We start from the raw sequence: 14,844 nt of genomic DNA on the forward strand, positions 1-14,844 counted from the left end.
CATCTGGGGCTGGCTGCCGCGTTCCAGGCGGTCAAGGACAGCGGCTTGCCCTCGGGCGACGCGCTCGATCCCGACCTCGCCGCCCGGATCGGCTGCAACATCGGATCGGGCATCGGCGGGCTGCCGATGATCGAGCAGACCCACGCCGAGCTGGTTGCGCGCGGTCCGCGGCGCATCTCGCCGTTCTTCGTGCCGGCCTCGATCATCAACATGATCTCGGGCCATGTGTCGATCAAGTACGGTTTCAAGGGACCCAACATTTCCGTGGTCACGGCCTGCACCACCGGCCTGCATGCGATCGGCCTGTCCGGCCGGCTGATCGAAAGCGGCGACGCCGACGTGATGATCGCCGGCGGCGCCGAATCGTGCGTGTCGCCGCTGGGCATCGGCGGTTTCGCGGCGGCGCGTGCCCTGTCGACCCGCAACGACGACCCGAAGACGGCGTCGCGCCCGTGGGACAAGGACCGTGACGGTTTCGTGCTCGGCGAGGGTGCCGGCGTGCTGGTGCTCGAGGAATACGAGCACGCGAAGGCGCGCGGCGCGAAGATCTACGCCGAGCTCGCCGGTTTCGGCATGAGCGCCGATGCGTACCACATGACCGCGCCGGACGTCGACGGACCGCGCCGGGCGATGGTGGGCGCGTTGCGCAATGCCGGCATCAACGCCGACCAGGTCGATTACCTGAACGCCCATGGCACGTCGACCCCGCTCGGCGACCTGAACGAGAGCAACGCGATCAAGCTCGCGCTGGGCGAGCACGCGCGCAAGGCGGTGGTCAATTCGACCAAGTCGATGACCGGCCACCTGCTGGGCGGCGCCGGCGGCATCGAATCGGTGTTCACGGTGATGGCCGTGCACGACCAGAAGAGCCCGCCGACGATCAACATCATCAACCAGGATCCGGAGTGCGACCTCGACTACTGCGCCAACACGGCGCGGGACATGCAGATCGAGGTGGCGATGAAGAACAACTTCGGTTTCGGCGGCACCAACGGCACCCTGGTGTTCAGGCGGCTGCGGTAAGGCGGGGCTGGAGCGCGCCCGCCGTTGATTCCTGGTTCGCCATGCACGACGCCCCATCGGTGAGTTATCCGGTGGGGCGTTCGCGTTGGGGCGCTGCGCTGCTGGCCCTGGCCTGGCTGGCCGGCGTCGCGGCGGTGCTCGCCTGGTCGCTGCAGCCGCAGGTTGCGGCGTGGCGGCTGGCGGCCGCGTGGTCGGCCGTGATCGGCGCCGGCGCGCTGGCGCTCCGGCAATATCGGCGCGCGCCGGCCGGCATCCTGGCGTGGGACGGTGCGAGCTGGTCGTGGAGCGAAGGCTCGGGACCGGCGGCTTCGGGCCGGCTGCGGCTCAGCCTCGACCTGCAGCAGATCCTGCTCGTGCATTGGCGCGGCGACCGCGGCAGCCGCTGGATCTGGCTGGAGCGCGCGAGTCGCCGCGAGCGCTGGGACGACCTGCGGCGTGCGGTATATTCGCGCGCCAGACCCGAAGCGCTGTCCGTGGGCGAGCCGCCGGCGGCGAAACCATGATAAGAACGCCCCCCGCTTCCCCTCCGAGCCCGGCCGACACCGACCTCATGCTGGTGGAACGCACGGTGGCCGGCGACCACAAGGCCTACGAGCTGCTGGTGCTCAAGTACCAGCGCCGCATCGAACGGCTGATCGGGCGCATGGTGCGCGATACCGATCTGGTGGAGGACATCGCCCAGGAAACCTTCATCCGCGCCTACCGCGCCCTGAGCCAGTTCCGGGGCGAGGCCCAGTTCTACACCTGGCTGTACCGGATCGCGGTCAACACCGCCAAGAAGGCCCTGGTCGACCTCAAGCGCGATCCGCTGGTCTCCGAGACCACCCTGCGCGGGGGCGGCGACGATGAAGATGAAACTTCCGCCGTGGAGAACGAACTAACCAGCGCCGAAACGCCCGAAACCGTGCTGGCCGCGAAGGAAATCGCCGCCACGGTCAACTCGGCCATGGAGGCCCTTCCCGACGAATTGCGGCAGGCGGTGACGCTGCGCGAGATCGACGGCCTGAGTTACGAAGAGATCGCCGAGGTGATGAACTGCCCGATCGGCACCGTCAGGTCGAGGATCTTCCGGGCCCGGGAAGCGATTTCGGCCAAGGTCAAGCCCATGCTGGAAAACCAGTCGGGCAAGCGCTGGTGATGCGGCGAGCGCGAGGTGATGTGATGGAACAGATGCAGACGCAGGAACTCATTTCGGCACTGGCGGACGGCCAGCTGCAAGGCGAAGCTTTCGCCCGTGGCGTCCAGCTCGCCGCCTCGGACCGCGCGGCGCGCGAGGCGTGGGAGACCTACCACCTGATCGGGGACGTGCTGCGCTCGGGCGAACGCGCCGTGGGCAGCCCGCCGTCGGTCTTCCTCGACCGGCTGCAGCGGCGACTGCAGCACGAAGGGGCGGTTGCGCCGGCGGCGGCGCCCGAGGTCGCGGTGCAGCCGCGGCGCGCGGAAGCCGCGAACGACACGACGTTCCGCTGGAAGCTGGTCGCCGGCCTGGCGTCCGTTGCGGCCGTCGGCGCGGTGGCCTTCTCGCTCGTGGGCGGGCTGGCGCCGAAGGCCGACGGGCCGCAGCTGGCCCGGGGCGCCGGCGGCACCGTGCTCACGGCCGGCGAGCGCGGCGCGATGATCCGCAACCCCCAGCTCGATGAATTGCTGGCGGCGCACCGGCAGCTGGGGGGCTCCGCGCTGCAGATGTCCACCGGCTTCGTGCGCAACGCGGCCTTCGAGAGCTCCGACCGCTGAAGCGGCCCCGCATGCACCACGACCAACCACAGCACCGGGGCTTCGCCCGCCGCAGCATGGTGGCCCTCTGGGGTCTCGGCCTGCTGGAGGCGGCCGTGGCCCAAGGCGCGCCGGTGCTGGCGCCGCATGGCGCGATCGCGCGAACGCAGGAGCGGTCGGTGGCGGAGTGGCTGGAGCGCATGCACGATGCCTCGCGCCGCCGCAACTACGTGGGAACGCTGGTCGTCTCTTCCAACACCGGCGCGATGTCGAGCGCCCGCATCTGGCACGCCTGCGAAGGCCAGCAGCAGTTCGAGCGCGTCGAATCCCTGACCGGGGCGCCGCGGTCCACTTTCCGCCGCAACGATGAAGTGGTGACCTTCCTGCCGGAGGCGCGGGTGGCCCGCACCGAGCGGCGCGAGACCCTCGGGCTGTTTCCCGACCTGCTGAAGTCGAGCGAAACCTCGATCCCCGAGTTCTATGCGGCGCGGCGCCTGGGCAGCGACCGCGTGGCCGGTTTCGACGCCGACGTCGTGCACCTGGCACCCAAGGACTCGCTGCGTTTCGGCTACCGCATCTGGACCGAGAAGAAAAGCGGCCTGGTGGTGAAGCTGCAGACGCTGGATCTCGACGGCAGCGTGCTCGAGCAGGCTGCGTTCTCGGAACTGCAGCTGGATGCGCCGGTGCGCGCGGAAAAGCTCAGCCAGATGATGGCGGCGACCGGCGGCTGGCGCGTCGAACACACCGAGGCGGTGAAGACCAACGCGGCCAGCGAGGGCTGGCACCTCAAGGCGCTGGTCGCCGGCTTCAGGCCGGTGAGCTGCTACAAGCGGCCGGCCGGCGCGGCGCCGCTGCCCGAAGGCAGCATGCAATGGATCTTCTCGGATGGGCTTGCCGCGGTGTCGCTGTTCGTGGAAGCCTATGACGGCAAGCGCCACCAGCAGGAGGGGCTGTTCGCGAGCGGCGCGACCCAGACGCTGACCCGCCGCGTGCAGGACTGGTGGCTGACCGCGGTGGGCGAAGTGCCGCCGCAAACGCTCAAGGCGTTCGCCCAAAACCTTGAGCGAACCAGATAAAGTCCCCAGCTTGTCTTCATGCGCCGCCCATGCGGCGCTGCCGGCTGTCGTCTGGCCGGCCATTCACCACGGTTCGCATTGCTGCTGAGAGAGGTCGATATGTTCGGGATCGAGTGGAAGAGAATTCGCGCCCATGCCCTGGTCGCCGCGCTGGCGATTGCGGGCACCGCGGCGCTGGTGCCGGCGAAGCCGGTGGTGGCGCAGGGCCGGGCCCTGCCGGATTTCACCGATCTCGTCGAACAGGTGGGGCCTTCGGTCGTCAACATCCGTACCCTGGAGCGCGTGCGCCAGAGCGGCGCCCCGGGCGGGATGGACGAGGAGATGCAGGAGTTCTTCCGCCGCTTCTTCGGTCAGCCGCTGCCGGGCACGCCGCGCCAGACGCCGCCGCGGCCGAACCGGCCCGACCGGCCGCAACCCGACGAGGAGCAGCCGCGCGGCGTCGGCTCCGGCTTCATCCTGACGACCGACGGCTTCGTGATGACCAACGCGCACGTGGTCGAGGGCGCCGACGAGGTGGTCGTCACGCTGCCGGACAAGCGCGAGTTCAAGGCCAAGATCGTCGGCTTCGACAAGCGCACCGACGTCGCCGTCGTGAAGATCGAGGCCGCCGGCCTGCCGGCCGTGAAGGTCGGCGACATCAACCGGCTCAAGGTCGGCGAATGGGTGATGGCGATCGGCTCGCCGTTCGGCCTCGAGAACACCGTGACCGCCGGCATCGTCAGCGCCAAGCAGCGCGACACCGGCGATTACCTGCCGTTCATCCAGACCGACGTGGCGATCAATCCCGGCAATTCGGGCGGCCCGCTGATCAACATGCGTGGCGAGGTGGTGGGCATCAACAGCCAGATCTACTCGCGCTCGGGCGGGTTCATGGGCATCTCGTTCGCCATCCCGATCGACGAGGCCATCCGCGTCAGCGACCAGCTGCGTGTCACCGGGCGGGTCTCGCGCGGCCGCATCGGCGTGCAGATCGACCAGGTCACCAAGGACGTGGCGGAGTCGATCGGCCTGGGCAAGGCACAGGGCGCGCTGGTGCGCAGCGTCGAGAGCGGCTCGCCGGCCGACAAGGCTGGCCTGGAGGCGGGCGACATCATCACCCGGTTCGACGGCAAGCCGATCGAGAAGGCGACGGACCTGCCGCGTTTCGTCGGCAATACCAAGCCCGGCAGCCGCGCGTCCATGACCGTGTTCCGGCGCGGCGGCTCGAAGGAGCTGACCATCACCGTTGCCGAGATGGAGCCCGAAAAGGCGGTTCGCCCGGCGGCCGACAAGGAAGAAAAGCCCAAGGGCTCGCCGGCCGCGCAGTCGATCGGGCTGTCGGTGAGCGAACTCACCGACGCGCAGAAGCGCGAGCTGAAGGTCAAGGGTGGCGTGCGGGTGGAAGCGGTGACCGACGGCGCCGCGCGGGCCGGCATCCGCGAGGGCGACGTGATCGTGGCCATCGGCAACACGGAGATCGGCACGGTGAAGGACTTCGACGCCGTGGTGTCGCGGGTCGACAAGAAGAAGCCGATTCCGGTGCTGCTTCGGCGCGGCGAGCTCGCCACCTACCTGCTGATCCGGCCCGCGCGCTGACGGGCAGGGTGCCGGCCGCTGGGGCGGCGCAGGCGAAAGGCTACAGCAAAGCCCCAACCCCATACTCGGGTTTGGGGCTTTCCACTGTGGCACCCGCGCCCACACAAATATTTTTTTGAACTCAACAGCAGAGCTGCTCAGGTGAGCGTGCGCTCACCTTGAGCCAGGGCTAATGACCTTTTTGGATAGAATTGGCGTGCCTCAGCGGGCCTGGACGGCATATGCGGGAGGCGGCAACCCACCATACGGGATGCCTGGACGTTGTGCCTTCCCGATCCACAGATCGCCCACAACTTGTCCCGTCAGTTGCTCATCTATTTTGTGGATAACTTGTGTATAAACTTCCTGTTGCTGGGCTGCAACTGATGCTGGCCGGCCGCGGTTCGGCTGTACGCGCGGGGCTTTTTGCCTACAATGAAGCTCCAACTATCGCAGTTGCCATAGATTGTTGGTTCAGGGCGCGTCACTTCTCGACGCGCCCTTTTTTCTTTGTCCGCGCCTTTTGAATTCAATCACTTAAGCGTTCCCGTTGATGAATCACATCAGAAATTTCTCGATCATCGCGCACATCGATCACGGCAAGTCGACGCTCGCCGACCGTCTGATCCAGCGCTGCGGCGGCTTGTCCGATCGGGAGATGGCAGAGCAGGTGCTGGACTCGATGGAACTCGAACGAGAGCGTGGGATAACCATCAAGGCGCAGACCGCTGCACTGCGTTATCGGGCGCGTGACGGCGTCGTCTACAACCTCAATCTGATCGACACGCCGGGCCACGTCGACTTCTCGTACGAGGTTTCGCGTTCGCTGTCCGCATGCGAGGGCGCGCTGCTCGTCGTCGATGCGAGCCAGGGTGTGGAAGCGCAGACCGTCGCCAACTGCTACACCGCGCTGGACCTCGGCGTCGAGGTGGTGCCCGTGCTCAACAAGATGGACCTGCCGCAGGCGGACCCGGAAAACGCGAAGGCCGAGATCGAGGACGTGATCGGCATCGACGCGTCGCACGCGATCCCGTGCTCGGCGAAGACCGGCATGGGCATCGACGACATCCTCGAGGCGATCGTCGAGCGCATTCCGGCGCCCCGCGGCAACCCCGACGCGCCCCTGCGGGCCATGATCATCGACAGCTGGTTCGACAGCTACGTCGGCGTGGTGATGCTGGTGCGGGTGGTGGACGGCCGCCTGGCGAAGGGCGACCGCATCAAGCTGATGGCGGCGGATGCCGCCTATGACGCCGACCAGCTCGGCGTGTTCACGCCCGCCAACGAGTCGCGCGCCTCGCTGGAGGCGGGCGAGGTCGGCTATGTCATCGCCGGCATCAAGGAGCTGCAGGCGGCGAAGGTCGGCGACACCATCACCCGCACCCGCGCCGGCGGCAGCAACGTGGCGCCGGCCGCCGAGGCGCTGCCCGGCTTCAAGGAAATCCAGCCGCAGGTGTTCGCCGGGCTGTACCCGACCGAGGCCAACCAGTACGACTCGCTGCGCGACGCGCTCGAGAAGCTCAAGCTCAACGATGCGTCGCTGCATTACGAGCCCGAGGTCAGCCAGGCGCTCGGCTTCGGCTTCCGCTGCGGCTTCCTCGGGCTGCTGCACATGGAGATCGTGCAGGAGCGGCTGGAACGCGAGTTCGACCAGGACATCATCACCACGGCGCCGAGCGTCGTGTACCAGGTCGTGCGCAACGACGGCGAGGTGCTCATGGTCGAGAACCCGGCCAAGATGCCGGACCAGGGCCAGATCAGCGAGGTGCGCGAGCCGATCGTCACCGTGCACCTGTACATGCCGCAGGAGTACGTGGGGCCGGTGATGACCCTGGCCAACCAGAAGCGCGGCGTGCAGATCAACATGGCCTACCACGGCCGCCAGGTGATGCTGACGTACGAGCTGCCGCTGGGCGAGATCGTGCTCGACTTCTTCGACAAGCTGAAGTCCGTCAGCCGCGGCTACGCCTCGATGGACTACGCGTTCAAGGAGTACCGCGCCTCCGACGTGGTGAAGGTCGACATCCTCCTGAACGGCGAGAAGGTCGACGCCCTGTCGATCATCGTCCACCGCAGCCAGTCGCAGTACCGCGGCCGCGCCGTCGTCTCGAAGATGCGCGAGATCATCAGCCGGCAGATGTTCGACGTGGCGATCCAGGCCGCGATCGGCGCCAACATCATCGCCCGGGAGACCATCAAGGCGCTGCGCAAGAACGTCCTGGCAAAATGTTACGGTGGCGACATCACCCGCAAGCGCAAGCTCCTCGAAAAACAGAAGGCAGGCAAAAAAAGAATGAAGCAGATCGGTTCCGTGGAAGTCCCCCAAGAAGCATTCCTCGCCATCCTGCAGGTGGAGGAATGATGAGTCCCCGCCCTCACCGCCGCCCGCTGCCCGCACACGGGTCCGCGTCGTCCCTGTCGGCCCGCCGGGGCGCCCGGTAATGCCAGTCCTCACAGCACTGGTCCTGGCCGCGTTCGCCGGGTATGGGACGGCCTGGTACCTCGGGGTGGTCGAAGGCAACTTCGCGCTCCTGCTGTTTCTGGCGACCCTGGTCACCGGCCTGTACTGGCTGGCCGAGCGGCTCTATTTCCTGCCGCGGCGCCGGCTGGCCGCCGAGCGGCTGGAGGCGAGCAGCGCCCGCCGCCGCGGCGAACTGGCAGCCAGGGGCATCACGCAGGTCGACGGCGAGGTCACCGAGGCGAAGCAGAAGCTGCTGATGCAGCCCTGGTGGCTGGACTGGACCGCCGGACTGTTCCCCGTGATCCTGGCGGTCTTCGTGCTGCGCTCGTTCCTGTTCGAGCCGTTCAAGATCCCGTCCGGCTCGATGATCCCGACCCTGCTGGTGGGCGATCTGATCCTGGTGAACAAGTTCACCTACGGGGTGCGGCTGCCGGTGATCAACACCAAGCTGACCGACGGCACGCCGCCCAAGCGCGGCGACGTCATGGTGTTCCGCTATCCGCCCAAGCCGAGCCTCGACTACATCAAGCGCGTGGTCGGCGTCCCTGGCGACGAGGTGGCGTACCTGAACAAGCGGCTGACGGTCAACGGGCAGCCGGTGAGCAAGCAGCCGGTGGCCGACTTCTTCGACGAAGACTCGATGCTGTACTTCAAGCAGTTCGAGGAGGTGCTGGGCGACAGGCGCCATCGCATCCTCAACGACGAGAGCCGCCCGTCGTTCATTCCCGGCGTCGAGAACTTCCAGTACCGCGACAATTGCCGCTACAGTGTCGAGGGCGTCGTCTGCAAGGTGCCCGAGGGGCACTATTTCATGATGGGCGACAACCGCGATAATTCGCTCGATTCGCGCTTCTGGGGCTTCGTCCCCGACCGGAACATCGTCGGCAAGGCGTTCTTCATCTGGATGAACTTCGGCAATTTGAAGCGGATCGGGTCGTTCCAGTAGTGTTCGGTTGACGGAGGGGCAGCGATGGCGGTGGGTCTCAAAACAAGGCAGGGCGGGATTTCGTTCATCGGCCTGCTGTTCGTCGTGGGCGTGCTGGCGTGCCTCGGCATCCTGGCCGCGCAGGCATTCCCGACGGTGGTCGAGTACCAGGCGGCGCTGAAGGCCGCGAAGAAGGCCTCGGCCGGCAACACCGTGCTCGAGGTGCGGCAGATCTTCGACAAGGCCGCCGAGATCGACAACATCACCTCGATCGCCGGGCGCGATCTCGACATCTCCAAGGAAGGCGACAGGGTGCTCGTGAAGTTCGCCTACAACAAGGAGATCCACATGTTCGGCCCCGCGTACCTGCTGCTCAAGTACGTCGGCCAGTCCAGCTAGCAAGGCACGCGTGGATGGCCAGATCGTTGCACTGCAGGCGCGCCTGCAGCACCGCTTCTCCGACCCGCGGCTGCTGGCGCGGGCGCTGACCCACCGCAGCTTCTCGGCCGAACACAACGAGCGGCTGGAGTTCTTGGGCGACTCCGTCCTCAATCTGGCCGTCTCGGCGCTCCTGTACGACCGGCTGGCCGACCTGCCGGAGGGCGATCTCACCAAGGTCCGCGCGACGCTGGTCAAGCAGGAGCCGCTGCACCGCCTCGCCATCAGCCTGGGCCTGCCCGAGCTGTTGCGCCTCGGGGAAGGCGAACTGCGCACCGGGGGCCGGCAGCGACCGTCGATCCTGGCCGACGCGCTGGAAGCCGTGATCGGCGCCGTGTACCTGGACGCCGGCTATGCCGCGGCCGAGGCCGTGGTGCGGCGCCTGTTCGACAGCGTCGAGATCAATCCGCGCATGGCGGCCAGCGCCAAGGATCCCAAGACCGAGCTGCAGGAATGGCTGCAAGGGCGCAAAATGAAGCTGCCGATCTATCGCGTGGCCGGCACGCTGGGCGCCGCGCACAAGCAGACCTTCGATGTCGAGTGCGAGGTGCCGGAGTTCGGCGCGATGGAGCGCGGCATCGGGCCGTCGCGGCGCGCGGCGGAGCAGGCGGCGGCCGCGGCGATGCTGCTGGCCCTCAAGGCAAAAGGAAAGTGATGAACCCGGCCACCCAGCGCTGCGGCGTGATCGCGATCGTCGGCAAGCCCAACGTCGGCAAGTCGACGCTGCTCAACGCCCTGGTGGGGCAGAAGATCAGCATCACGTCGCGCAAGGCGCAGACCACCCGCCACCGGATCACCGGCATCCGCACGATCGGCCCGACCCAGTTCATCTTCGTCGACACGCCGGGCTTCCAGACGCGGCACGCCACCGCCTTGAACCGGTCCCTGAACAAGACGGTGCTCGGCGCGGTCGGCGACGTCGACCTGGTGCTGTTCGTGGTCGAGGCCGGCAAGTTCCTGGCCGCCGACGAGAAGGTGCTGGCGCTGCTCAAGCCCGGCGTGCCGGCGGTGCTGCTCGCCAACAAGATCGACGAGGTCCACCGCCGCGGCGACCTCGCGCCCTGGCTGCAGCAAATGCAGCAGCGGCATGCCTTCGCCGAGTTCGTGCCGATGTCGGCCAAGAACGCGAAGGACGTCGAGCGGCTGTTCGCGATCTGCGAGAAGTACCTGCCAGAGCAGCCCTGGTGGTATGCCGAGGACGAGCTGACGGACCGCAGCGAGAAATTCCTGGCCGGCGAGACCGTCCGCGAGAAGCTGTTCCGCTTCACCGGCGACGAGCTGCCTTACACCTCCACGGTGGTCATCGACCAGTTCGAGGAGGAGCCCAGCCCCAAGCACGGCCGGTTCGTGAAGATCGCGGCCACCATCATCGTCGAGCGCGACGGCCACAAGGCGATGGTGATCGGCGAGAAGGGCGAGCGGCTCAAGCGCATCAGCACCGAGGCGCGCCAGGAGCTCGAAAAGCTCATGGGCTGCAAGGTGTTCCTCGAGGTGTGGGTGAAGGTGCGCACCGGGTGGGCCGACGACGAGGCGCGGGTCCGGTCCTTCGGGTATGAGTGACAGGGCCGGCCGATATCCGCGGCTGGGGTGAGCATGGCCAGGCGCATCTCCGATGAGCCGGGCTTCGTGCTCCACCGTTACGACTGGAGCGAGTCCAGCCTGATCCTCGAAGTGTTCACGCGCGAGCACGGCCGCGTCGCCCTCGTGGCCAAGGGCGCCAAGCGGCCCAGCTCCAACTTCCGCCCGGTCCTGCTGCCGCTGCAGCCCTTGCACGTGGCGTTCGGGGGCGACGCGGAGATCCGCACGCTCAAGGGGGCCGAATGGGTCGGCGGGCAGGTGATGCCCACCGGGGACGCGCTGCTGGCCGGGTTCTACCTCAACGAGTTGCTGCTGCGTCTGCTGGCACGCGACGACCCGCATCCCCAGCTCTTCGACGCCTACGCCGACGCCGTGGCGGTGCTGGCGTCCAAGCACGGCGATGCCCTCGAGCCGGCGCTGCGCAGCTTCGAGTTGCTGCTGCTGCGCGAGATCGGGCTGCTGCCGGCGCTCGATCTGGAAACCGCCACCCAGGCGCCGCTGCAGCCCGAGGAGCGCTATGCGCTGGTGCCGGAAGCCGGCGTGGTCCGTGCCAGCCCGCACGAAACCCGGCCGAGCCTGCGCGGCGAGCAATGGATCGCGTTGCAGGGGGCGCTCGACCAGCCCGGCGCGTTCACGGCGGCGCTGGCCCTGACGGCGGAGGCGCTGGGCGAGCTCAAGCCCCAGCTGCGGGCGCTGCTGAACTACCATTGCGGTCTCGGCACGCTGCGCACCCGGCAGCTGATGATGGACCTGCAGACCCTATGACTTCGCACTCCCTGCGCACGGCGCTCTCGGTGAACCTCAACAAGGTGGCGCTGGTGCGCAACACGCGCCACCTGGGCATTCCCAGCGTGCTGCGCGCGGCGACCTTGTGCCTGCAGGCCGGGGCCAACGGCATCACGGTGCATCCGCGTCCGGACGCGCGGCACATCCGGGGCAGCGACGTGCGCGAGCTGCACGCCCTGCTGCGCCAGTCCTGGCCGGGCGTCGAGTTCAACATCGAGGGCAACCCGTTCCACAACCTGATGGACTTCGTGCGCGAGCTGCGTCCCGACCAGTGCACGTTCGTGCCGGACACGGAAGGCCAGTTCACCAGCGATCACGGCTGGGACCTGCAAGCCGACGGCGAACGCGTGCGGCCGCTGATCGAGGAAGCGAAGGCACTCGGCGTGCGGGTGAGCCTGTTCATGGATCCGGTTCCCGGCGCGATGGCTGCGGCGAAGGCAGTCGGCGCGGATCGGGTCGAGCTCTACACCGAACAGTACGCCAGCGCATTCGGCACGCCGCGAGCGGCCGCGGTCCTCGCCCCGTACGTGGCCTCGGCCGAGGCGGCCCAGGCCGCCGGCCTGGAAGTGAATGCCGGGCACGATCTCAGCCGGGACAATCTCACGGCCTTTCTGCGCGCGGTGCCGGGCGTGCGCGAGGTCTCGATCGGCCATGCGCTGATCGCCGATGCGCTGGAACTGGGCTACGCGGCCACCGTGAAGGCCTACCTGGACTGCATCGCGGCCGCCGCATGATCTTCGGCATCGGGACGGACGTCTGCGACGTGCGGCGCATCCGCGCCACGCTGGAGCGCCATGGCGATCGGTTCGCGCGGCGCGTGCTCAGCGACGCGGAGCTGGCGGTGTGGCGGCGGCGCGGCGCGCGCTGGCCCGAGCGGGGCCTGCGCTATCTCGCCACCCGGTTCTCCGCCAAGGAGGCCTTCAGCAAGGCAGTGGGCCTGGGCATGCGGATGCCCATGACGTGGCGCCTCTGCGAAATCGCCAACCTGCCCAGTGGCCAGCCGGTGATCGTGCTGCACGGCGCCCTCAAGGACTGGTTCGAGGCGCAGGGGCTGCGGGCCCATGTGACCGTGACGGACGAAACCGACTATGCGGCGAGCTTCGTCGTGGTCGAACGGAAAATGACGCAATGATCGAACACGCACCTCTCATCATCGACGTCGCCGGCCTGGCCCTGACCGACGTCGATCGCCGCCGGCTCGCGCACCCGCTGGTCGGCGGCATGATCCTCTTCGCCCGCAACTGGCGCGATCGCGAGCAACTGACGGCCCTGTGCGAGGACGTGCGCGCCGTGCGCGACGACCTCCTCATCTGCGTCGACCACGAGGGCGGCCGGGTCCAGCGCTTCCGCACCGACGGGTTCACCCACCTGCCGCCGATGCGCGCCCTGGGCGAGCTGTGGATGCAGGATGCGATGGCGGCCACCAATGCCGCGACCGCGGCCGGCTACGTGCTGGCTGCCGAACTGCGCGCCTGCGGCGTCGACCTCAGCTTCACGCCGGTGCTCGACCTCGACTGGGGCGAGAGCGGCGTGATCGGCGACCGGGCATTCCATGGCGATGCCCGGGTGGTGACGATGCTGGCGAAAAGCCTCATGCACGGACTGCTGCGCGCCGGCATGGCCAATTGCGGCAAGCACTTTCCCGGCCATGGCTTCGTCAAGGCCGATTCGCACACCGACATTCCCATCGACCGGCGCGGCCTCAAGGCGATCCTGGCGGACGACGCCGCGCCGTACGGCTGGCTGAACACCACGCTGGCCAGCGTGATGCCCGCGCACGTGATCTATTCCAAGGTGGACGCGCGGCCGGCCGGCTTTTCGCCGCGCTGGCTGAACGGCATCCTGCGCGGCAGGCTCGGCTTCGGCGGCGCGATCTTCAGCGACGACCTGAGCATGGCGGGGGCCCGCGTCATCGACGGCCGGCAGGTGAGCTACACCGAGGCGGCCGCGACGGCGCTCGACGCGGGCTGCGACATGGTGCTGCTGTGCAACCAGTCAGCGGACGATGCGGCCGCCGTGGACCAGCTGATCGACGGCCTGGCGCAGGCCCGGCTCGCCGGGCAGTGGCAGCCGCGCGAAGCGAGCGAGCAGCGCCGCCTGGCGCTGCTTCCGGCGACGCCGGCGCTGGCCTGGGACGACCTGATGCACCATCCCGACTACATCCACGCGCTGCGGCTGCTGCCTTGAGCTCGCTCCGGCCCATCGGCCGGCGCGCATTTTTCTGAACGCAGAGGACGCAAAGATCGCGCAGAGGAATCCAGATAGAAATCAGAACAAGATTCTTGCTGCTGTCTTCTCTGCGTCCTCTGCGTATCCTTCGCGACCTCTGCGTTCAGGCTGTCCGATCCCGATCCCGAACCCGATCCCGATCCCGCTTCACCCTTCCCGCCGCAAGGCGGGGAACAGGATCACGTCGCGGATGCTGGGGCTGTCGGTGAGCAGCATCATCAGCCGGTCGATCCCGATGCCGCAGCCGCCGGTGGGCGGCATGCCGTATTCCAGCGCCTGCACGAAATCGTGGTCGAGGAACATCGCCTCGTCGTCGCCGGCTTCCTTGGCATCCACCTGCGCCGCGAAGCGCGCCATCTGGTCCTCGGCATCGTTCAGCTCGGAGAAGCCGTTGCCGAACTCGCGGCCGGTGATGTACAGCTCGAAGCGCTCGGTGACGTGCGGCCGCTCGTCGTTGGCGCGCGCCAGCGGCGAGATCTCGGTCGGGTGCTCCATGATGAAGGTCGGCTGCCACAGCTTCTCTTCGACCGTTTCCTCGAAATAGAGCACCTGCAGGCTCGCCAGCGACCGCCCCGACAGCCGGTCCTTTTCCTCGGTCATGCCGATCTTGCGCAGCGAGCCGATCAGCCACTCGCGGTCGTCCACGCGCTCGCCGGCCCCGGTGTGCTTCAGGATCGCGTCGCGGATCGTCAGGCGCTCGAACGGCGCGGCCAGGTCGACCGGCTTGCCGCTGTATGTCAGCTGCAGCGTGCCCGCAGCCTTCTCGGCGGCGTCCCGGATCAGGGCCTCGGTGAAGTCCATCAGGTCGAGGTAGTTCCAGTACGCCGCATAGAACTCCATCATGGTGAACTCGGGGTTGTGGCGCACCGAGATGCCTTCGTTGCGGAAGTTGCGGTTGATCTCGAACACGCGCTCGAACCCGCCGACCACCAGGCGCTTCAGATACAGCTCGGGCGCGATCCGCAGGAACATCTCCTGGTCCAGCGCGTTGTGGTGCGTCACGAAGGGCCGCGCGTTGGCGCCGCCGGGGATCGGATGCAGCATCGGCGTCTCGACCTCGA

General features: G+C 67.9%; 16 protein-coding genes. 15 read left to right on the forward strand and 1 reads right to left on the reverse strand.

Translation table 11 applies throughout. The annotated features are described in order from the left end of the window. The 15 genes from fabF to nagZ all read left to right on the forward strand — a co-directional run. A partial coding sequence (gene fabF, locus VNT59_RS01605; protein ID WP_325495962.1) for a beta-ketoacyl-ACP synthase II occupies window positions 1–1,023 on the forward strand: 1,023 nt, incomplete at its 5' end. 41 nt (window positions 1,024–1,064) lie between these two features. Continuing rightward, on the forward strand, window positions 1,065–1,526 hold the full coding sequence (locus VNT59_RS01610; RefSeq protein ID WP_325495964.1) for a hypothetical protein: 462 nt from the start codon (window positions 1,065–1,067) through the stop codon (window positions 1,524–1,526). Then, window positions 1,523–2,161 carry an RNA polymerase sigma factor RpoE gene (gene rpoE, locus VNT59_RS01615; RefSeq protein WP_325495966.1) on the forward strand — a complete coding sequence of 213 codons (639 nt, stop codon included), beginning with the start codon at window positions 1,523–1,525 and terminating at the stop codon, window positions 2,159–2,161. The genes VNT59_RS01610 and rpoE overlap by 4 nt, the downstream gene beginning before the upstream one ends. A 23-nt stretch (window positions 2,162–2,184) precedes the next feature. Beyond that, window positions 2,185–2,757: a sigma-E factor negative regulatory protein gene (locus tag VNT59_RS01620; RefSeq protein ID WP_325495968.1), complete on the forward strand. Its 573-nt coding sequence runs from the start codon at window positions 2,185–2,187 to the stop codon at window positions 2,755–2,757. 11 nt (window positions 2,758–2,768) lie between these two features. Beyond that, window positions 2,769–3,812 carry a MucB/RseB C-terminal domain-containing protein gene (locus VNT59_RS01625; protein ID WP_325495970.1) on the forward strand — a complete coding sequence of 348 codons (1,044 nt, stop codon included), beginning with the start codon at window positions 2,769–2,771 and terminating at the stop codon, window positions 3,810–3,812. A gap of 99 nt (window positions 3,813–3,911) precedes the next feature. Then, entirely contained in the window at window positions 3,912–5,387 is a 1,476-nt protein-coding gene (locus VNT59_RS01630; protein ID WP_325495972.1) for a DegQ family serine endoprotease, read from the forward strand. A gap of 532 nt (window positions 5,388–5,919) precedes the next feature. After that, a complete protein-coding gene (lepA, locus tag VNT59_RS01635; RefSeq protein ID WP_325495974.1) occupies window positions 5,920–7,728 on the forward strand; it encodes a translation elongation factor 4 in 1,809 nt (602 codons plus the stop codon). 79 nt (window positions 7,729–7,807) lie between these two features. Further along, window positions 7,808–8,773, forward strand: coding sequence for a signal peptidase I (gene lepB / locus VNT59_RS01640; RefSeq protein WP_325495976.1), 966 nt, complete (start codon window positions 7,808–7,810; stop codon window positions 8,771–8,773). A gap of 24 nt (window positions 8,774–8,797) precedes the next feature. After that, the gene (locus tag VNT59_RS01645) at window positions 8,798–9,151 is read left to right on the forward strand and encodes a DUF4845 domain-containing protein (protein WP_325495978.1); all 354 of its coding nucleotides are present in this window, start codon (window positions 8,798–8,800) and stop codon (window positions 9,149–9,151) included. 10 nt (window positions 9,152–9,161) lie between these two features. Beyond that, window positions 9,162–9,845, forward strand: coding sequence for a ribonuclease III (gene rnc, locus VNT59_RS01650; protein WP_325495980.1), 684 nt, complete (start codon window positions 9,162–9,164; stop codon window positions 9,843–9,845). Beyond that, entirely contained in the window at window positions 9,845–10,750 is a 906-nt protein-coding gene (era, locus tag VNT59_RS01655) for a GTPase Era (RefSeq protein WP_325495982.1), read from the forward strand. The genes rnc and era overlap by 1 nt, the downstream gene beginning before the upstream one ends. A gap of 33 nt (window positions 10,751–10,783) precedes the next feature. Continuing rightward, window positions 10,784–11,533: a DNA repair protein RecO gene (gene recO / locus VNT59_RS01660; RefSeq protein ID WP_325495984.1), complete on the forward strand. Its 750-nt coding sequence runs from the start codon at window positions 10,784–10,786 to the stop codon at window positions 11,531–11,533. Continuing rightward, a complete protein-coding gene (locus VNT59_RS01665; protein ID WP_325495986.1) occupies window positions 11,530–12,288 on the forward strand; it encodes a pyridoxine 5'-phosphate synthase in 759 nt (252 codons plus the stop codon). Before recO ends, VNT59_RS01665 begins: the two co-directional genes overlap by 4 nt. Next, on the forward strand, window positions 12,285–12,686 hold the full coding sequence (gene acpS / locus VNT59_RS01670; protein WP_325495988.1) for a holo-ACP synthase: 402 nt from the start codon (window positions 12,285–12,287) through the stop codon (window positions 12,684–12,686). Before VNT59_RS01665 ends, acpS begins: the two co-directional genes overlap by 4 nt. Then, window positions 12,683–13,741 (forward strand): beta-N-acetylhexosaminidase, encoded by a 1,059-nt coding sequence (gene nagZ, locus VNT59_RS01675; protein WP_325495989.1) that lies wholly within the window; start codon window positions 12,683–12,685, stop codon window positions 13,739–13,741. The genes acpS and nagZ overlap by 4 nt, the downstream gene beginning before the upstream one ends. A gap of 189 nt (window positions 13,742–13,930) precedes the next feature. Here the strand turns inward: nagZ and lysS are convergent. Next, window positions 13,931–14,844, reverse strand: a 914-nt coding sequence (lysS, locus tag VNT59_RS01680) for a lysine--tRNA ligase (protein ID WP_325495991.1), incomplete at its 5' end; no start/stop codon positions are given.

It is taken from the genome of Ramlibacter sp. (assembly GCF_035554825.1).
GTDB lineage: Bacteria > Pseudomonadota > Gammaproteobacteria > Burkholderiales > Burkholderiaceae_C > Ramlibacter.